18 protein-coding genes and 1 pseudogene are annotated in these 20,337 nt (G+C 37.9%); 16 read left to right on the forward strand and 3 right to left on the reverse strand.

Going from position 1 to position 20,337, the window contains the following annotated elements; all coding sequences use genetic code 11:
- Positions 1 to 148 precede the first annotated feature (148 nt).
- Together gatA and gatB are read left to right on the forward strand one after the other, a co-directional pair.
- Positions 149 to 1,612: an Asp-tRNA(Asn)/Glu-tRNA(Gln) amidotransferase subunit GatA gene (gatA, locus tag SCALIN_RS17435; protein WP_096895756.1), complete on the forward strand. Its 1,464-nt coding sequence runs from the start codon at positions 149 to 151 to the stop codon at positions 1,610 to 1,612.
- 12 nt (positions 1,613 to 1,624) lie between these two features.
- Entirely contained in the window at positions 1,625 to 3,067 is a 1,443-nt protein-coding gene (gene gatB / locus SCALIN_RS17440; protein ID WP_096895725.1) for an Asp-tRNA(Asn)/Glu-tRNA(Gln) amidotransferase subunit GatB, read from the forward strand.
- A 10-nt stretch (positions 3,068 to 3,077) separates the two neighbouring features.
- On the opposite strand, the gene SCALIN_RS17445 is transcribed toward gatB, so the two are convergent.
- Entirely contained in the window at positions 3,078 to 3,278 is a 201-nt protein-coding gene (locus tag SCALIN_RS17445; RefSeq protein WP_096895726.1) for a hypothetical protein, read from the reverse strand.
- Positions 3,279 to 3,391: 113 nt separating this feature from the next.
- On the opposite strand from SCALIN_RS17445, the gene proB reads away from it, so the two are divergent.
- Complete coding sequence (gene proB / locus SCALIN_RS17450; protein WP_096895727.1) at positions 3,392 to 4,522, forward strand: glutamate 5-kinase; 1,131 nt, start codon at positions 3,392 to 3,394, stop codon at positions 4,520 to 4,522.
- Between the two features lie 25 nt (positions 4,523 to 4,547).
- Here the strand turns inward: proB and SCALIN_RS17455 are convergent, their stop codons facing one another.
- Positions 4,548 to 5,111: an anthranilate synthase component II gene (locus tag SCALIN_RS17455; protein ID WP_096895728.1), complete on the reverse strand. Its 564-nt coding sequence runs from the start codon at positions 5,109 to 5,111 to the stop codon at positions 4,548 to 4,550.
- 472 nt (positions 5,112 to 5,583) lie between these two features.
- On the opposite strand from SCALIN_RS17455, the gene nusA reads away from it, so the two are divergent.
- The 7 genes and pseudogenes from nusA to SCALIN_RS17485 all read left to right on the forward strand — a co-directional run bounded on the left by nusA (position 5,584) and on the right by SCALIN_RS17485 (position 13,283).
- The gene (gene nusA, locus SCALIN_RS17460; RefSeq protein WP_096895729.1) at positions 5,584 to 6,669 is read left to right on the forward strand and encodes a transcription termination factor NusA; all 1,086 of its coding nucleotides are present in this window, start codon (positions 5,584 to 5,586) and stop codon (positions 6,667 to 6,669) included.
- A gap of 35 nt (positions 6,670 to 6,704) precedes the next feature.
- A complete protein-coding gene (infB, locus tag SCALIN_RS17465) occupies positions 6,705 to 8,909 on the forward strand; it encodes a translation initiation factor IF-2 (protein WP_096895730.1) in 2,205 nt (734 codons plus the stop codon).
- Positions 8,910 to 8,954: 45 nt separating this feature from the next.
- Entirely contained in the window at positions 8,955 to 9,236 is a 282-nt protein-coding gene (locus SCALIN_RS17470; RefSeq protein WP_096895731.1) for a DUF503 domain-containing protein, read from the forward strand.
- Positions 9,237 to 9,248: 12 nt separating this feature from the next.
- Positions 9,249 to 9,566, forward strand: a pseudogene (rbfA, locus tag SCALIN_RS24130) (30S ribosome-binding factor RbfA); the annotation flags it as partial.
- Between the two features lie 54 nt (positions 9,567 to 9,620).
- On the forward strand, positions 9,621 to 10,493 hold the full coding sequence (hisG, locus tag SCALIN_RS17475; protein ID WP_420885443.1) for an ATP phosphoribosyltransferase: 873 nt from the start codon (positions 9,621 to 9,623) through the stop codon (positions 10,491 to 10,493).
- Between the two features lie 406 nt (positions 10,494 to 10,899).
- A complete protein-coding gene (locus tag SCALIN_RS17480) occupies positions 10,900 to 12,489 on the forward strand; it encodes a tetratricopeptide repeat protein (RefSeq protein ID WP_096895733.1) in 1,590 nt (529 codons plus the stop codon).
- 47 nt (positions 12,490 to 12,536) lie between these two features.
- Entirely contained in the window at positions 12,537 to 13,283 is a 747-nt protein-coding gene (locus SCALIN_RS17485; RefSeq protein ID WP_096895734.1) for a YebC/PmpR family DNA-binding transcriptional regulator, read from the forward strand.
- 3 nt (positions 13,284 to 13,286) lie between these two features.
- Here the strand turns inward: SCALIN_RS17485 and ftsH are convergent, their stop codons facing one another.
- Positions 13,287 to 15,206 (reverse strand): ATP-dependent zinc metalloprotease FtsH, encoded by a 1,920-nt coding sequence (gene ftsH / locus SCALIN_RS17490; RefSeq protein ID WP_096895735.1) that lies wholly within the window; start codon positions 15,204 to 15,206, stop codon positions 13,287 to 13,289.
- Positions 15,207 to 15,739: 533 nt separating this feature from the next.
- Between ftsH and SCALIN_RS23490 the strand changes: the two genes are divergently transcribed.
- The 6 genes from SCALIN_RS23490 to SCALIN_RS17525 all read left to right on the forward strand — a co-directional run.
- Entirely contained in the window at positions 15,740 to 15,868 is a 129-nt protein-coding gene (locus SCALIN_RS23490; protein ID WP_261341039.1) for a hypothetical protein, read from the forward strand.
- Positions 15,869 to 16,083: 215 nt separating this feature from the next.
- Positions 16,084 to 16,515, forward strand: a complete 432-nt coding sequence (locus tag SCALIN_RS17500; protein ID WP_096895737.1) for a response regulator — start codon at positions 16,084 to 16,086, stop codon at positions 16,513 to 16,515.
- A gap of 1,191 nt (positions 16,516 to 17,706) precedes the next feature.
- Positions 17,707 to 18,567 carry a ParA family protein gene (locus SCALIN_RS17505; protein ID WP_096895738.1) on the forward strand — a complete coding sequence of 287 codons (861 nt, stop codon included), beginning with the start codon at positions 17,707 to 17,709 and terminating at the stop codon, positions 18,565 to 18,567.
- A gap of 623 nt (positions 18,568 to 19,190) precedes the next feature.
- Positions 19,191 to 19,409 carry an addiction module protein gene (locus SCALIN_RS17515; RefSeq protein WP_096895739.1) on the forward strand — a complete coding sequence of 73 codons (219 nt, stop codon included), beginning with the start codon at positions 19,191 to 19,193 and terminating at the stop codon, positions 19,407 to 19,409.
- Positions 19,406 to 19,705 (forward strand): type II toxin-antitoxin system RelE/ParE family toxin, encoded by a 300-nt coding sequence (locus SCALIN_RS17520; RefSeq protein WP_096895740.1) that lies wholly within the window; start codon positions 19,406 to 19,408, stop codon positions 19,703 to 19,705. Before SCALIN_RS17515 ends, SCALIN_RS17520 begins: the two co-directional genes overlap by 4 nt.
- 341 nt (positions 19,706 to 20,046) lie before the next feature.
- Positions 20,047 to 20,337 (forward strand): type II toxin-antitoxin system RelE/ParE family toxin (locus SCALIN_RS17525; RefSeq protein ID WP_096895741.1); only part of this gene is annotated, 291 nt, incomplete at its 3' end.

A 20,337-nucleotide genomic window follows, 5' to 3' on the forward strand; every position in this document is an offset into this window, starting at 1 on the left:
AGCGTATAATTCTGATATTAAGCTTATTAGTTGATAATTCTTTTTATATCCATCGTTCTTGAATTAAACTGTAATTTATCAATATGAATAAATATAATAATATTTATTTATTAGAAACCATAAGGATTTTTTTTTGGAGTTATTTTTGATATTACATAATTTAAGCGCAAACAACATAAAAGAAAAAATAATTAATCGAGAAATTACCTCGCAAGAGGTAGTTGAAGAACTCTTTGAATGGATTTGTCTTAAAGATCCTTCGGTTAAAGCTTATCTCTACTTAGATAAGGAGGGTGCTTTATTAAAGGCAAAAGAGATTGATAAGAAACTTAATAACGGTGACAAAATTGGGCTGCTTGCGGGTATTCCTGTTGCAATAAAAGATAATATATGTACATCAGGGATTAAGACAACCTGCGCGTCCAGGATGTTAGAAAACTTTGTTCCGCCTTATGACGCCTTTGTAATTAAAAAAATAAAGGAAGAGGATGCGGTAATTATCGGCAAGACTAATCTGGATGAATTTGCAATGGGCTCTTCAAATGAAAATTCTGCTTTTCATGTTACACGAAACCCATGGAATACTGATTATATACCTGGTGGTTCTGGTGGTGGATCTGCTGCAGCAGTAACGTCAGATATGGCATTTATGGCTTTGGGATCAGACACTGGTGGTTCAATCAGGCAGCCATCCGCATTTTGTGGGAACGTTGGTTTTAAACCAACATATGGCAGGGTTTCTCGATACGGGTTGGTTGCATTTGCATCTTCATTAGATCAGATCGGCACTATTTCGAAAGACGTATATGATGCTGCATTGCTTTTACAGGTTGTTTCTGGTCATGATGGATGCGACTCGACATCTTCGAAAATGGATGTACCTGAGTATCTGGCTGATATCAATTGCATAAATAGTAAGTTGAAGATAGGGGTGCCAAGGGAGTTTTTTGGTGCAGGACTTAATCCGGAGGTTGGAAACGCGGTAACTAATGCGTTAGATATTTATAAAAAAAAAGGAGCAGAAATAGTTGATTTGTCTCTTCCTCATTGTGGATATGCTGTTGCCGCATACTATATTATAGCAACTGCGGAAGCCAGCTCAAACTTGGCAAGGTATGATGGCGTTCGGTACGGGTATAGAAGCCAGTTAAGTGAAGACAATATTATTGATATGTACAGCAGGGTGCGCGCAGAAGGTTTTGGCAGTGAGGTAAAAAGGAGGATTTTATTAGGTAATTACGTATTAAGTGCCGGTTTTTATGATGCGTACTATTTGAAGGCTTCAAAAGTAAGAACCCTGATAAAGAGCGATTTCGAAGATGCTTTTGATAAAGTAGATTGTATCATTTCTCCTACTTGCCCATCACCGGCTTTTAAGATAGGAGAGAAGATTACTGATCCGCTTGAGATGTATTTGTCAGATATTTATACAATTCCTGCCAACCTGGTAGGAATACCAGGTGTTTCTATTCCTTGTGGATTCACAACAACAGGTTTGCCCATTGGTATGCAGATTATGGGGAAATATTTTGAAGAGAAAAAAATATTACAGATTGCAAAATTATTCGAGAATGAAACAGGTTTTCATTTGAAGAAACCTGAAATAAAGTGACAGGCTTAGTTTATGAAATACGAAGTGGTAATAGGATTGGAAACACATGCAGAATTGGACACTGAGTCTAAGCTTTTTTGTGGCTGTAGTACTAAGTTTGGCTCAGAACCAAATACCCAGACGTGCCCAGTCTGTTTGGGATTGCCAGGTGTTTTGCCGGTAATGAACAAAAAAGCTTTTGAATATTCGTTAAAGGTGGCTGTAGCGTTGTCTTGTGAGATAAATAAATTTACCAATTTTGACAGAAAAAGTTATTATTATCCTGACTTGCCTAAAAACTATCAAACTTCACAAAACTACTTTAATATTGGTAATAATGGTTATGTAGATATAGTCGTAGCAGGAAAAGAAAAAAAAATAAATATACACAACGTGCATTTAGAAGAGGAGGCGGGAAAACTTGTTCATCCGGAAACATCCGGCGCAAATTATAGTTTGGTCGACTTCAACAGGGCAGGTGTGCCATTATTAGAAATAGTAACTCAACCAGACATGAGAAGTGTAGAAGAGGTAGAAAGTTATATGCAGACACTCAGGAATACATTGCTTTATATAGGTGTTTCGGATTGTAAGATGGAGGAAGGTTCTTTAAGATTTGAAGCGAGTATATCATTAAGGGAGCATGGTTCAGGTGTTTTTGGTAATAGGGTAGAAATTAAAAACCTTAATTCTATGAAGGCTGTATCAAAGGTGATTACATACGAAATATCCAGACAAGGTGAATTGTTGGATAAAGGTGAAGATGTGTTAATGGAGACAAGGTTGTGGGATGATGTTGATTTAGTAAGCAGGCGGATGCGTTCAAAGGAAGAATCTCATGACTATAGATATTTCCCAGAGCCTGATTTGGTTCCTTTCCAAGTTGAACAGAAATGGATTGATGAGACGAAGGCAGCAATACCGGAACTTCCTGTCAATAGACGCCTGAGGTTTGTGAATGAGCTATCAGTTTCTGACTATGATGCGGGTATTCTTACAGAAGATAAGCTTCTTGCTGATTATTTTGAGGAGTGTGTAAAAATATCTCAAGATTTCGAAAAAGAGTTAAGTAATTGGATTATCAATGACATACTTCGCGTGTTAAATGAACAAAAAATAAATATACAGGATTTTGTTATATCTCCGGAAATGCTGGTTGAGTTAGTTAAAATCAAGCCAACAATTGGAAATTCTATTGCTAAAGATGTCTTTGCCGAAATGATAAATACAGGGAAGAGTGCTTCGGCCATAGTTAAGGAAAAAGATTTAGTGCGTATGGATGATACCAGTGAACTTGACGAGATTGTTATTAAAGTTATAGAAGAGAATCGACAAGCCGCAGAAGATTATGGACAGGGCAAGAAAAATGCTTTAGCTTTTTTAATCGGGCAAACAATGAAAATTACCAAAGGCAAAGCAAATCCAAAAATATTAACGAAGTTATTTAAGCAGAGATTATCTGCCAGCCCAGAGTAAACCTGCTATCCTATACATCTTTTGCTTGAATAGTTTTTCTGTTATTTCCTTGTGCTCTATTAACCGCTTTATCAATTAAATCGTAGACTGAATTACTCAACTCGCTAATGAATTCTCCAGACGTATTACAATCGTTACTTTTTACATATTCTCTGACTTTACTAGCAACAACAAGAACATCTCTTTCCTTTTTTTTTGCTTTCTTTGCCATCTCTTTCTCCTTAATATTGGTTGGTTTAAAATACTTCGGGATGATACCAAAAAAGCTAGAGAAGTCAAGTGCTTTTCTTGCATAGAATTTGGAAATCAAGTTAATATACAGTTATGAGTATTCGAGAAAAAATATTATCTAATGTCAGTAAAATTGTGATAAAAATTGGGACTCGTGTGCTTACAGATGAGGGTGGATTCCTGGATAAGAATCAAATTATGGAATTATCGAATCAGGTTATTAAACTTCGTTCTAGAGGTTTTAGTGTGGTTGTTGTCAGCTCGGGTTCAATTGGGGCTGGTATCAGCGCTTTAGGCCGTCAGAAAAGACCAAATATTCTTCCTGAACTTCAGGCTGCTGCCGCAATAGGGCAGGGAAAACTAATGGAGGTTTATAACGAATGTTTTAAAAAACATGGGTTTCATGCTGCACAACTGCTTCTTACAAGGCAGGATTTTGAAGATCGTCAGAGATATTTAAACGCATGTAATACACTGCACTCATTATTAAATTTTAAAGCTATTCCAATAATTAATGAAAATGATACTATATCAGTGGAAGAAATAACATTTGGTGATAATGATATTCTCTCCGCACTGGTTACGAATTTATTACGAGCTGATTTGCTTATACTTCTGTCTTCTATAGATGGGTTATACACTGCCCCTCCTGTTTCCGGTAAAAGTAGTCATATTTTGTCTGTTGTGGATTCAATATCAGACGATATTAAGAAGCTGGCATTCAAGCAAAAGACGAAAGAAGGGGTTGGTGGTATGGAGAGTAAGCTTGAGGCTGCTAATATTGCTACAGGTTCAGGGGAGGCAGTCGTAATAGCGAATGGGAGGCAATCAGATATTTTGTCAAAAATAATGAACTATGATAACGTGGGTACATTATTTGTTCCGTTTAAGAAAAAGATTACAAGTCGCAAACGATGGATCGGGTTTACCGTAAGGCCAAAAGGAAAAATTTATATAGATGAAGGTGCATTAAGGGCTTTAAAAAAGAGAGGTAAAAGCCTCCTGCCGTCAGGGGTCGTAAGGATTGATGGAAAATTTATTAAGGGCGATGTTGTATCAATAGTGGATATTAGTGAAAATAAAGAAATTGCCAGAGGTTTAATGAATTATTCAGATGATGAGGTTCGTAAGGTTAAAGGGCTTCGCACTTCTTTGATAAGGAAAACGTTGGGCAATAAACCATATGATGAAATAATACACCGCGACAACATCGTTATGTTATAAAAAATAAGCCTGACATTTCCGGTGGTTAGTAGTCTAAAAAGTTCTTAATCAGCTTAGGTCCTTGTACCGTCAGGAAGGATTCCGGGTGGAACTGCACCCCTTCTAAAGGGATCTCTTTGTGTCTTATGCCCATAATTTCATCTTCATCGGCAAATGCAGTTATTTCAAAGGAGTTCGGTAGCGTTTCTTTGTTTACTATTAGGGAATGATAACGGGTGGCTTCAAAGGGGTTGGATAGGCCATTGAAGATTGCCTTATTATCATGGTGTATCATGGATGTTTTGCCATGCATTATCCTTCTTGCCCGTATTATTTTTGCTCCGAATGTATATGCAATACATTGGTGCCCCAGACAAACACCTAGTATTGGGACTTTTCCTGCAAAATTCTTAATAACAGAGTTTGATATGCCGCCTTCTTTTGGGGTACATGGCCCAGGTGAAATAATTATATGGCTTGGGTTCTTTTTTTCAATCTCTGCAATGGTAATCTTGTCATTCCGGGCGACTTCTATGGCTATACCAAAGGCGCCTATCTGCTGTACGAGATTGTAAGTAAAAGAATCATAGTTGTCTATTAATAATACCAATTTGAGATTTTATTGATTTTGGTGTTGATAATACAGAAACTAAGTAATTTTCTGTAAATCTTCAGGAGATTTTTATATTGTTATAAGGCAAAACTAAGTCTAGCAGATTATTTTTCTTTGTCAAATACTTATCTTAATAAATGGCCTTGTAGAAACTACTTAGAGAAACTAAAAAACAAAAATGGGCTTGACAAAAAAGCATTTTTTGTTATCATCTGTTATTGTTGTAATAAAGTTGGAAGCGGTTTGTTCTTAATATCTTAGAAAAGTTTAAAAAGGGTGATAAGGCTTAGGCTATAATTAGCGTATTCGGTTGTCTAGGCTTATGTCAACGGGATTGATGGGAATTCAATGATAATACTTGCAATGAAGTGACCGCAGAGGGATTTCAATAATCGGAGTTGTTTAGACTGTTACAGAAAAAGTGGGAGTTTGCCCACTTTTTTTTTTGAAACCATTATTAGGGATATAAATGGACAAAGAGAGCTTGTTAAGATTGGTGGAATTATTACACAAAGACAAAGACATTGACAAAGACATTGTCTTTCAGGGTATTGAATCCGCTTTAGAATCTGCTACCAGAAAACATCTAAAAACCAACGAGACGGTTTCAATTAAGATCGATAGGGATACAGGAGAGATTGTGGCCAGGCAGGGAGAGCATGAAATTGATCTCTCAGATTTGGGAAGAATTACTGCCCAAACTGCCAAACAGGTGATAATTCAGAAGATCAAAGAAGCTGAAAGAGATGTTATTTACAATGAATTTGTTGAGAGAAAGGGCACAATAGTTAGTGGCATCGTACAACGGTTTGAAGGACCGACAATAATTATCAATCTTGGTAAGACAGAAGGATATCTTCCAAAGTCAGAACAAATTAGTAATGAATTTCATCGTTCGGCTGAGAGAGTAAGGTGTATAGTTGCTGATGTAAAAAAGGCTGGACATAGAGTGAAAATTCTGCTTTCGAGGACACATTCTAATTTTGTGAGACAGCTTTTTGAATTGGAAGTACCGGAAATACCGGAGAAGATTGTTGAAATAAAAGGTTTGGTGAGAGAGGCCGGTTATAGAACTAAGATTGCCGTATTTTCGGAAGATCCGAATGTCGATTGCGTAGGAGCTTGTGTCGGTGTAAGAGGGACAAGAATAAAAAATATTGTTGATGAATTAAATGGAGAAAAAATAGATATTATTCGCTGGGATGATGAACAAGAAGTTTTTATCCCTAATACTCTAAAACCTGCTGAAGTTACAGGTATTTTGCTGTCTCCGGAGAACCAGGTTGCAACTGTTGTGGTCCCGAATGACCAGCTTTCATTAGCTATTGGTAAAAGGGGACAGAATGTAAGGCTTGCATCTAAATTGGCAGGTTGGGACATAGATATAATTACTGAAGTAGAGCTGGAGCGTGAGCGTGAGCGTGAGGAGTCGAATGGCTCAACGGGGGAAGGTGTAGATGAGACAGCTTCAAGTGAAGATGAAACTGGAAAAGAAGTTGAGGAAGCTGGCCTAAACGAAGATGCTGACAGTGAAGAGGTAAAAAAACAAATATAAATTAGTAGTACTATTTTAGGAGCGTTGTTTTATTTATGGTTAGAATTAATAAACTGGCAAAAGATTTAGGTTTTAAAAATAGCTTTTTAATAGAAAAGTGTCAAGAGTATGGTTTTGTGCATATTAAACACCATGCAAATGCGTTGACGGATGAACAAGCAGGTTTATTGCGTAGTAAATTAGTAGATAGAGCTGCACAAAGTGTTTCTATTAAAGAAAAACCTGATACTTCTCAAGTCAAAAAAGTAAGTACAGAGAAAAAAAGTAGTGGTCCTGCCAAGGTTGTGTCTAAGGATGCTGAAGCATCGGCAGTGCGGAGACGTATTCCTCTTTGGAAACAAAAGGCTAGAGAAGATCTGATCAAAGGTAGGTGGAAAGAGATTACAAAGGTTTCGCAACAAAAAAGACCTAGAAGATTTGAAAAGCGTACAAAAGAAGCACCTAAAGAAGTCAAAGTTGTTGCTCCAAAAGAAAAAGAAAGCAAGGTTACGGTGGAATTGCCGGCTACAGTTAAAGATGTATCTGCCGCGTTGGGAGTGAAAGCCGGTGATATAATTTCAAAGTTACTAATCGGTCATGGTCTTTGTGCTACGATAAATCAGGGCCTGGATGGTGAAATTGTTGAAATGTTAGGCATTGAGTATGGTGTTGAAATTGAGTTGAAGCAGGCAAAAGAGGACGAAGATGAGTTTTCATTAGAAGAGGCCGTTGACAAGGACGAAGATTTAAAGGAGAGAGCGCCTATAGTAACATTTCTTGGTCATGTAGATCATGGAAAGACTTCTTTGCTTGATAGCATTAGAAAAACTGATATTGTCTCTTTCGAGGCAGGTGGTATTACGCAACACATAGGAGCCTACCGTGTAGAAACAAAAGGGAAATCTGTTGTTTTCCTTGATACACCAGGACATGAGGCGTTTACTGCGATGAGGGCAAGAGGGGCAAATGTCACTGATCTGGTGGTGTTGGTAGTTGCTGCTGATGATGGAGTAATGCCTCAGACGGAGGAGGCTATTAACCATGCGCGTGCCGCAAATGTGCCTATTGTGGTTGCCTTGAATAAGGTGGATAAACCGGAAGCAAATATAATGAAGGTGAAGCAGCAATTAGCTTCTCTTGATTTAAATCCTGAAGATTGGGGTGGCAAGGTACAAATGATAGAAACATCTGTTGTTACAAAACAGGGGCTTGATACTCTTTACGATGGATTATTACTGGAAGCCGAGATTCTGGAGTTAAAGGCGGTTGCAAAGAAGCCAGCCAGGGGTATTGTGCTGGAGGCACATGTTCATGAGGGTAGGGGTGTTATCGCAAACCTTTTAGTAAGAGAGGGTACATTAAAACATGGTGATATTGTCCTGTGCGGTCAGACATACGGCAGGGTGAGAGCTATATACAATGATCATGGAAAAGAGATAAAGGAGGCAGGTCCATCAACGCCGGTTGCGATATCAGGTTTATCAACTTGTCCGGAGGCAGGTGATAAATTTTACAGTATTAAGGATATCCAAAAGGCCAGAGAAATCGCTTCAAAACGGGAAAGAAAGATTCGTGAGGTGACACTGTCCGGGCGTCAGCATGTTACACTGGATAATCTGTATAAAAAGATTGAAGAGGGGCAGGTTAAAGAAATTAAGGTAATCTTGAAAGCAGATTTTAAGGGTTCTGTTGAGGTGATTAAGAAATCATTGGAAGAAATCTCAACTAAGGAAGTCAGGACCAGGGTCTTGCATAGCGGTGTTGGAGGGATTACGGAGACAGACATTTTGCTTGCAGACGCTTCCGATGCGGTCGTTATTGGTTTCCATGTTGTTCCTGAAGATAAGGCAAAAACACTTGCGGAATCGTGTGGGGTGGATGTAAGATTATATAAAATTATCTATGATGCGACAAATGACATAAAAGCTGCTCTAGAGGGAATGTTAGAGCCAGACAAGATTGAAAATACACTTGGCAGCGTTGAGGTAAGAAAGGTGTTTAAGGTATCTAAGGTTGGGAATATTGCGGGCTGTTATGTGAAAAGTGGTAAGATATTGCGTAGCTCTCTGGTAAGGCTGATAAGGGATAGCGTTGTTTTGTATGATGGCAAGATTGCAACTTTAAGGGTTGTCAAGGATGATGCGAAAGAAGTCAGGGCCGGGTTTGAATGCGGTATCAGGATAGCGGGATATGATGACATAAAAGTAGATGATATAATAGAGCCTTATGAAATCCAGCATATTGCACGCACCTTGAAGTAAAGAAAGAAATAATACAGGAGAATATTAAGAACAAAAAAATATCTTATGATCGTAGGGACTTTAAACATTAAGGTTGTGATGAGAGGTTCGCGCTCTTTAAAAGATAAACGACGTATAATTAAAAGTTTGAAGGACAGGATCAGAAACAAGTTTAATGTTTCTGTTTCTGAAACAGGTTCACAGGATAATCTCAGGTCTTCGGAAATCAGTGTGGCAATGGTTGGGACAGACAGGCAATACGTTAATAGTGCATTATCTTCGCTTATAAATTTCTTCCGTTTTTTCCCACAGATAGAATTAGTTGATTATGATCTGGATTTGTTTTGAATATGCAGGCTCATGACAAGAAGACTGGAAAGGGTAAGAGGTTTAATTGAGCAGGAAATCAGCAAGGTTATTCTGTATAAGTTGCAGGATCCCAGGGTTAATATGGTGTCTGTTACAAGGGTAGACCCCTCTGCAGATCTGAGATTGGCTAAGGTGTATGTGGCAGTCCAAGGTGATGAAAAATTACAAAAAGACACCTTAAATGCATTGAGACACGCAAAAGGTTTTGTGCAATCCGAGATAGCCTCAAGCTTAAAGTTGAAAAACACTCCCTCGTTGACTTTTTATCTTGATGAGGGAAAAAAGAAGGGCGGGCATATCTTGGAATTAATAGAAAAAGCGGTAAGAGAAGATAATAATGCGGGAAATAGAGACGGGGAAAAAATGAAAAAATTGAGTTTTGGTTTACCAAAGGGTAGTTTGCAGGAATCGACAATTGGTATGATGAAAAATGCGGGATACAAGGTCTACGTTAGCAGTAGATCATACTATCCGTCAATTGATGATGATGAGATGTCGGTAAGATTAATCCGTCCGCAGGACATGGCTCGATATGTTGAGAAAGGGATTATAGATGCGGGTCTTACGGGGCAGGATTGGGTAGAAGAGGCTGGTGCCGATGTTCGGTGTGTGGAGAAACTGGTCTATGCGAAACAACAGTTAACTAAAGTGCGTTGGGTTTTGGCAGTACCGGAGGACTCTGCTATTGAATCCGTGGATGACCTGCAAGGTAAGAGAATATCAACAGAATTGGTAAATGTTACTAAAAAATATCTTGAGGAGAGGGGTGTTCAAGCGGAGGTTGAGTTTTCGCATGGCGCTACAGAGGCCAAGGCTCCGGACCTTGTTGACGCTATAGTGGAGTTGACAGAAACCGGTAGCAGTTTAAGGGCTAACAAACTACGCATTATTGAGACAGTAACAGAATCTGCCACAGTATTTATTTCTAACCATAAATCGTGGGAAGATCCATGGAAAAGGCAGAAGATAGAAAATCTGGCAATATTATTTCATGGAGCCATTATTGCGCGTGACAAAGTGGGGTTGAAAATGAATATTTCAAATGAGGGATTGAATGTTTTATTAGAGAAGTTACCTGCTTTGCGAACACCTACCATTTCTCCCCTTTCAGGAAATGCAGGATATGCAATAGAAACAGTTATGGATGAGTCGGTAGTTAGAAACATTATTCCTGAATTAAAACGGATTGGTGCGGAAGGGATCATTGAATATCCACTTAACAAGGTAATTCTTTAGGTACTTAATGTGTCTCCATTAGTGATGTTTATAACCAACTGAAAGTGCTCTTTTTACCACATCGTTCGTTTTGCTTAAGAAAAACATTTAATTTTTTTTCTCATGTTTGCCCGGCTGAATTCACTCGGACGGGAAAGTGGGAAAAGAATCAAACAAGTATAATATTTTATTACTTGTTTTATTAATATGATATCCACTCTTCTCCCGGTAAAAGACGCTGAGAGCTTATGTTCGTTGAAGAGGGGTTTGCCTTCTAATCTTTATACTGGATAATAAGGGAAAGACTGAAAACAGTTAGTTTTCATTTTAAAACTTGGTTGAGCTGGAATATACAAGAGATAAGCTCAGCGTCGTTTAGGATATTTGTCCCCTTATTAGTTCTGGTTCTGCCTGGTTGAGGTATAGCATGCCGAAAACAATAATTATTGTTTTGTTGCCTTTTGTATTTATTCTAGCAATCCTATTTGAAACTACTTCCGCCGAATCCCAGAGAAACAGTGACAGTAGTCTTTTGCCGCATAATGGTACAGGGTCCTATGTAGATTTTTGTACAGGGTTTTATCTGATGTTGGATCATCGTTGGGAAGATGCAATTGTCTTTCTTGAAAAAATATTGCAGGAAAATCCAGATGCCGAAAGAATTCACAACCATCTGGCGAGTTGTTACTTCCAGGTGGATAAAAAAGAGGAGGCCATCCGTCATATTGAAAAAATTGCGCAATTAAAACCTGATGACTTTAGCATTCATTATACCCTTGGAAATATTTATGCCAGTGAAGGTAATGAAATGGGAGCTATTTCAGAATACGAACGTGCTAATTCATCTGAAATGGATGGCATTGATAAGGGTTTTGTGTCTGATATGCTGCACCGTCTGGCAAGTAGTTATATGAAACATGGGGAAATAGAAAATGCAGCGAATATTTACCATAAAATACTTGATTTAAAATTAACTGATGAACCGGTTAAAATTCATTATAATCTCGGGCAAATCTATGTTGATGCGAAGAGAGTGAAGGAAGCTATTGAAGAGTTTGTTAAAGCAAAAAAATACAGACCTCATGCCGAACCTGTCTGTTTTTATCTTGCACTGTGTTACGAGGAATTGAAGAAATACGACAAGGCAATTGCAGAGCTCAAATCATTTATTGAATATGATCCGGATGCCTGGCTTATGCGAATTAATTTATCAAATATCTACGAAAGAGTTAAACAGTATGAAAATGCTGAATTTGAGAGAAATAAATCTTTAGTAATATTGGAAAGCCGTGTAAGTGGCGAGAGTAAAGACATAAGAGAATATATTACGTTGAGTCAACTTTTACAGAGAAAAGGTAAAGAGAAAAAAGCGATAGAGACACTGGAGGCCGCAATTGCGAATGTCATAGATGGAGATGATAAGGCATTGGGTGAAGTCCGCTTTATGCTGGCGAATATATATTATGAGATGAATGACCATAATAATGTGATAGATGAATTAGAAAAAGTATTAGAAATGGATCCTGACAATCATCAGGCAAATAATTTTCTGGGTTATTTTTTTATTGAACAGGGGGTACAGTTAGACAGAGCTGTAGGTCTGATCAAAAAAGCTTTGAGTCTTAATCCTGAGAATGCCGCATATCTTGATAGTCTGGGTTGGGCATATTACAAACTGGCGAAAAAAGATGATGAAATGATGGAGCAGGCATTACAAAAGCTAATCGAAGCATCAAATTATGCACAAGATCCTGAAATTATGGGCCATCTTGGGGATGTTTATTTTTCTCTTGGATTTTGGGAAAAAGCAAAGAGTCAATGGGAGAATGCCATAGACTTATGGAAAGAGTCTGAGGTAGAAGCGCCTCCTCATCTAAAATATAAAACGGTCCGAGAGTTAAAAGCAAAGAGATCAATTCAAAACAAACTCCAAAAAATCCGAAACTTAAAGATGGTCGAAAGCTCAAAAGAGAAGGTGGAAACAGGAGAAAGAGTGGTTCGTAATCATGTCCATTAATATATAGTAAATGTTAATTGCGTGTTAATAATGGAAGGTAAATAAAAATGTCAGGACATTCAAAGTGGTCAACAATAAAGCATAAAAAGGGTGCTGCAGATGCAAAGAGGGGTAAGATATTTTCAAAACTCGCTAAGGCTATTACTTCTGCGGCAAGACAGGGTGGTGGAAACCCTGATATGAATTTAAAGCTGCAGTATGCTATTGATAGTGCTAAATCAGAAAATATGCCCAAGGATAATATTGAACGGGCAGTAATGAAGGGTACAGGAGAGTTAAACGCGGATTCAATTCTTTATGAATGCCTTTACGAAGGTTATGGTGTTAATGGTGTTGCTGTTATGGCAGAGATATTGACAGACAATAAGAACAGAACTGCGGCAGAGATAAGGAAAATATTTGAAATGTCCGGGGGGAATCTTGGTGAGTCAGGCTGTGTATCATGGATGTTTAAGCAGAAAGGTGTGATTACGATAGATTCCGGAGAAATTGAAGAGGACAAGTTGATGACGATTGTTCTTGATGCGGGTTGTGAAGACTTACAGGAAGAGGCTGGTAAATATGAGATTGACTGCGAAACAAAGGATTTTAATAATGTAAAAAAAGCACTACAGGATGCGGGTATAAAAATAGAGTCAGCTGATATCAGTTGGGTTGCCAACACATATATCGATCTTGATGAGGAAAAAGGCAGGAAGGTTATTTCTCTTATGGAAAAATTAGAGAATCATGATGATGTGCAGAACGTATATGCTAATTTTTCATTACCGGAAGGTTTTATGGCTGAGTTATAGCCTTTAAGATAGGGAAGATTGCTTCCCTTCACTAGAACTTCCATTTGACTTTGGAGATTTTTTCTTCTCTTCTTTAATATTAAGTAAATCAAGAATTTGCTCAGCTTCCAGGACTTCCTCTTCTTCGAGTTTCTTCGCGAGGAGATTGAGCTTGTCTCTGTTCTCTTCAATCAAAGACTTGGCTTTAGAGTAAGAACTTTTGATAATTTGTGATACTTCCGCATCAATATCTATCGCAGTTTTTTCACTGAACTCTTTTTCCTGTACAAGATCATGTCCAAGAAATACATTTCCTTGTTGCCTTCCAAATGTTTGAGGTCCAAGCTTGCTGCTCATACCAAATTTACAGACATAGTTCCTGGCTAATTTTGTTACTCTTTCCAGGTCGTTTTGAGCTCCGGTGGATAATTCATTAAAGACAATCTCTTCTGCGGCACGTCCCGCAAGAAGTACGCATATGGTATCTCGTATTTCAGATTCTCTGGTTAAGTATTTATCCTCAGTAGGCAATTGTAATGTGTAGCCCAGTGCCGCAGCTCCCCGTGCAACAATAGAAACTTTATGTACCGGGTCAGTATTAGGTAATATAGCGGCTACCAGAGTATGACCGGATTCATGATACGCGACAATACTTTTTTCCTCATTACTTATTACCCTGCTTTTTCTCTCAGGTCCGGCAATAACTCTTTCTATCGACTCCTCAAGCTCGGCCATTTCTACGAAACTTTTGTCACGACGCGCTGCAAGTAATGCTGCTTCGTTAATGACATTTGCGAGGTCAGCGCCCGAAAACCCGGGAGTACGCTTTGCTATCGTGTTGAGATTTCCGTTAGGTTCTATTTTAACGTCTTTAGCATGTACCTTTAAGATCTCTTCTCTTCCAATAAGATCAGGTCTATCGACAGTAACCTGCCTGTCGAATCTTCCCGGACGGAGTAACGCGTTGTCCAGAACGTCAGGTCTGTTTGTTGCGGCAATTATAATAACGCCACTATTTGATGTGAAGCCATCCATTTCGGCTAATAGCTGATTCAGTGTTTGTTCCCGTTCATCATGACCACCTCCTAAGCCCGTACCTCTCTGCCTTCCAACGCTGTCAAGCTCATCGATAAAAACGATGCAAGGGGCCTTCTGCTTAGCTTGTGAGAACATATCACGCACTCTGGCAGCCCCCATTCCAACAAACATTTCTACAAAGTCAGATCCGCTTATTGAGAAGAAAGGTACGCCGGACTCACCTGCAACCGCTTTTGCCAGAAGTGTTTTTCCTGTTCCCGGTGGTCCTATAAGCAAGACCCCTTTCGGGATCTTACCTCCCAGTTTTTGGAACTTTTGTGGGTATTTTAAGTACTCTATTATCTCTTCCAGCTCCTCTTTAGCTTCTTCACATCCGGCGACATCTGCAAAAGTAGTTTTTTTTGCGTCTTCCGCAGCATAAAGTTTAATCTTTGCTTTTCCGAAAGATGCAAAGGGGCTTCCCATCCCTCCAATTCTTTTTGATATGAAAAACCAGGCTATTCCAATAATTAAAAAAGGAAAGACCCACCACATAATCATATTTCTCAGGAAATTATTCTCTACTTCTCCCTTGAACTCAACATTTTTTTTCTCTAACTCGTTTACCAGTTCGATATCTTTAATAGGTACCGTGACAAAGGCAATCGGCCTCTCTTTATCAGATATTGCGCTTTCATAGTGTCCTTTAATCACTTTTTCTCCCACAGTGCAATCTACTATTTTTCCCGCAGTTAGATACTCCCTGAATTGGCTGTAAGAGATTTCACTGGCCTTAGGTGTCAAAAACATCTGTATAATATATAAAACTACTAGAAAAAGCAGGAGGTAGCCTATAGAAAAACCAGTCTTCTTGGTTTTCAGGTTTTTAGATTTTTTCTTTGGGGGCTTCTTGTCTGTGTCTCTCATTCAATTCATTATGATACAAGTGTTTACAGCGCACAACATATGTCTGTAAATATAACTCAATAAATGCGGATTATATGATAATATTTGCTTTTAGTCAAAGTAATAAATATTAGCGGAGAAAAAGATATACTTACTCGGTCGGATATCGCATCAACTTTTTTTGATCTTGATCTGTCGAATTATAGTGAGACAAACAGTGTGAAACAGGGTCAGCCATCGCATTTTAGCAAGCTTTTAACTAACCGGTTCAGGATTTTATTCTTCTTGCCTTTAACCTCATTGACAAAAGTCAGGTTCGTTGTTATTCTCTCTTAAACACCATTCACATATCAAATATAATTGCATGGTAAAGCTGAGATGTGTGTGTTCTTAACATTTAGGAGGTAATAGGTATGAATATTAGAAAATCATTTAGTATGTTAATTGCGGACTTGCAATTATAAGTTTTACTACCTTAGGCTATGCTTCGCTGGAAGAAGCCTCTCATTCTGATGATATTAAGTCTGAAACTGCATCTGAACAGGAAACTGCTAATGAAGAAACCGATTCAGCGCAATCTACAGAGGATATTCAGTACGGAGCTGAGCCAAAATTTGAGTCAGATGAACAAGCAGCTAAAGCAGAGGAAAAAGAGTAGTTTCTGGATCAGTTTAAAAAAGTAATATTCGGAAGTCAAAGCACCAATATATTTTTTAATCAACAAAACTTAGAGTTTAAACAGAAACACACACTGCTTTCATTCTACTATAAACTTTTAACAATATATTTTCAAGGTATATTTATGCTCCTTATTTTTTTTTAATGGAACAATATTTGGCTTAAAATTCGTTCTGATAATAGAAGAGGTTTATGTTTATTTGTGATTAAAGGTGATATCATGAAACTAAAAGCTATAGCTCTTGAAGACAATGACTCGTTAAGGACTTTAATCTATGGTATCTTGAAAGATAGGGGCTATGAAGTACACGCTTTCTCTGAGCCTTTTTTAAGCCCCTTATGTCATGACTACGAGTTCCCGTGTCCAGAAGGACATATCTGTCCGAATATTATCATTACTGATATCGATATGCCAAATATGACTGGGTTTGAATTTATAGAGTACCAGAAAAGCAAGGGGTGCAAAACTCAACACATAGGAATAATGTCAGGAAGCTGGACAAATGAGAATATTAAACATGCCAAGAGACTTGCTTGCCATATGTTTAATAAACCGTTTAAAATTGGTGAAATTAAAAAATTGTTAGATGAATGCGAAAAAAAATTAGACCGTAATAGTAAACTGATAGATATGCAAACAGTTGTTAATTAATTAAAAATGAAAGCCGATACCCCCCCCCCCTTTGGGTCATTATAGAATATACTTACATACTAAACACCTGTGCTTTATTCTTATCTTGATTCCTTCTTAAACACCCGCACAAACTTTTCAGTATAATTCGCTAATTATGACTGACATCGATTAACTCGTATTTTACAATAATGCAAACAATAATAGAATTCAAATTACCTTTTGATATTAAGAAAGACAATGACTGGTATGTATCATCTTGCCCTGTAATTGACGTGCATTCGCAAGGCAAAACAATAAAAAAACAAAAGAGAATTTATGTGAAGCGTTATCATTGTTTCTGATTTCTTGTTTTGGGAGAGGCACACTAGATCAGGTCCTGAGAGAATCTGACCTCAGACTATTACACAAGGTACCACATACCCCAAAAAGAATAGACAAATCAAAATATTTAGATATAAACATTCCTTTTTACATTCAACGCACACAAGCATGCCACGCATAACACATGTTCGTTGGTAAATCCTTGAATGCATATTAAAAAAGCAGGATTTACCTTTGAAAGACAAAAAGGAGATCACAAGGTTTATACAAAGGTAGGTGTTCACCGGCCAATGATAATTCCTACTTATTAAAGAGATGCGATTAGATATTATTAAATCTAATATGAAAACGGCGAAAATGACCAACAAAGAATATTTTAAACTCCTTGTCGAGTGTAAAAATTCATTCCTTCCGTCCATCGCCTTAAGCGTTTCATCAAATCGTATATGGCCGTTGACATGATCAAGTTTTTTTGATGTTTGTAAACGACAAGAATGTTGTTAACCATTGGAGATGGGAAAAAGCGGGTACCGAGAACTTGGATATGCCAAAAGAAAGCATTATGAACATATAATACACAAAAGAAATTTGAAGAAATAGCACTGGGTTATCTTGAAGAAAATATTGAGTTTGTACCTACAGCAACCTATGACGAAGATGGTGACTGAGTTGAGTTTTTTGCCAGACCAGACAGTGTTTATGCTGAACGTACCGTTTGATGAGGGGGGGATTGGCGTAAGCCTGTCCCCTACTCTACCCTGATTACAGTTGGTAAGTGTCCATTATTAGAGTTTTCGACTTGCAAATCTGAACCAGTATGCTACAAATACAAATTTATGGAAGGTAATCTATACACTATCATTTGCTAGGACTAAGGGGAGAAGACTAATGAAAACTATCGCAATTTATAATAACAAAGGAGGTGCTGGCAAATCTACGTTAACACTTTTTCTTGCAGACTTTTTTTCCTCTCTTAGCATTGCGGGAAAAAAAGCTCGCGTACTTATTGTAGATGTAGATGGTCAGGGGTCTTCTGCAATCTCACTCCTTGGCTTACAAAGGGTTGCAGGTGCAAGGGCAGAAAAACGCAGTCTTTCTCACTTACTTCTTAACGTATATAAAGGTCGAGATACTGAATTTTCTGATTATTTATTTGTAAGAGAGGAAGGGGTAACTGGTACTCGGCAAATCCCGCTTGCTAAACTGTCGGTGATGGTGCCAGAAAGAGAGAGCATAATAAAGTTGGAGGAAGATTTCGGACGGAAGCATTTTAAGCAATTTGAGAAATACTTAACAAAGGCATTTAAAGAAAACTTTGATCTTGTGCTTCTTGATCTTCCAGCAAATATTGACAGTAGAAACAAGCTTTCACTGGCTGCATTACACCTGTCTAATCATATTATAATTCCAACAGAGCCAACTCGTTTGGCAATAAATGCTTTAAATGATACATTTAATACAATTCAGAATGTACGTGGTATGGAAAATTCGGGAGTACGCCCTGAGATATTGGGGGTTGTTCTTAACAAAACAGACAGAAGAACACAGCAGTTTAAAGATCACAATAATGAGCTAAAAGATATGGTCGCAACGCACAACACTGTTGTATTTGAGAATTTCTTGCCAACAGCGCCAACGCTAGCTACAGCAACAGATGATAGTCTTGATTTTGCAACCCTCAAAGAACGCTACAGTACGTATTACGACAACGTAAGAAAGGTTGCCATAGAACTGATAAAAAAATGTTGATATAAGGTCACATTCCGATAAAAAATAGCATAAAATGGTCTTGACAAACCAAGCCACCTCAATAACCCATTTGTTGGAAATGGTCGGGGCGACTGGATTCGAACCAGCGACCTCTTGAACCCCATTCTGAAAAAGGGTATTTTTAACAAATTTTATAAGTGCCTGATTTAGTGTCTGTTATGTCGCTATCACTTTGTTGTACAATAAGTTGTGATTTTAAAATAATTCTGGTGAATCCTGTGGGATTCTACTGATTACGATGGAGTTGACTACGTTTTGACTACAGCAAGTTTGTCTTTTTTTATGTTGAGATTATGACTGACAATCAAGGAGTCCTATTTTTCTGAACATAAAACATACCCCCATTTCAAAAATTAATCATTCATACTATAAAACTTGACAGGTGATCATCAGGGATGCCATGCTTTCTTTTTTATCTTGATTTCAACAACATATAGGCTTATGTTTTATAGTGCTATTAATAGATGAACATTCAGTTGTTCATGCCTATACGTGATAATCTGATGTTTATAGAAATTATTTTTATAGGAGTGGTATAGAGGAGCTGTATAGTAAGTTCTATTCCTGAAACTTTAGAATTGTTATTATTTTGAGGAGAAAAAATGGGAATTACTTTACCTTTAGAAAAAATGACGACAGAGGATAAGATTCGAGCCATGGAAACAATATGGGATGATTTGTGCAAAAAGGACGAAAACATAGTTTCTCCTTCGTGGCATAAAGACATCCTTGAGGAGAGGGAGAAGGCAATAGAAAGTGGCAAAGAAGAATTTATTGATTGGAGCGAAGCAAAGCGGCAAATAGAAGATAAGATTTCATGAAGATAAAAGTATTGCCCTCCGCAAGCCAGGATTTAGTCGATGGTTACAGGTTTTATGAAAAACAATCTTCTGGATTAGGCAGTTATTTTAAAGATACGCTTTTTTCAGATATTGATTCGTTGTCAATATACGGTGGGATACATCCCGTACATTATGGAAAATACTATCGGTTACTTTCAAAGCGATTTCCATTTGCGGTTTATTACACTATTCAGCATGATGTCGTGTGCGTGTTTGCTGTTCTCGATTGTCGCAGAAAACCTGCCTGGATACGGAATAAATTAAAACGAAAATAGAACAATTGAATCTTGCTGATTATACTCTCGTTATTGTGTTTGAGAGACGTAACTGGATGTTGCTTCAACTCCTTTTGACTGATATTCAAGAAGCCGTGGTCTTGTATGGTAATGTTGGAGATAACCAGTTTTAAAACCCCCTTTTTACCGTGTTCAGATTATGAATGGGATATGATATATATCACACAAAGAGCATGACACATGCCTTCCTCCTGTGTTCCAAGCTTTACCTCTAAAATTAATTCAATTGTCTATCCTTGTAAACCTGATTGTAAAAGCAAAGAAAAAAGTTTTTTGACAGGCCGTACCTCTTGAGGTACACTGTGTGTTGTGAGGTGCAAATGAGGGAAGGTCTTAAAAGGGTTATAGTCCGGTTTTTTCGTGCTGATTCAGGCAATGAACCGGTACGGAAATGGCTTAAAAACCTTACGCCTGAAGACCGTAAAGTCATTGGTGTAGATTTGCAAACCCTGGAATTTGGGTGGCCTGTCGGTATGCCTTTATGCCGTTCATTAAGCACTTGGACGGGATTGTGGGAAGTACGAAGCAATTTAACTGGCGGCAGAATAGTAAGGGTTTTATTCTGTGTTAGAAAAGAAGAGTTAGTTTTATTGCATGGATTTATCAAAAAA

The sequence above is a fragment of the Candidatus Scalindua japonica genome, from assembly GCF_002443295.1.
Classification (GTDB): domain Bacteria; phylum Planctomycetota; class Brocadiia; order Brocadiales; family Scalinduaceae; genus Scalindua; species Scalindua japonica.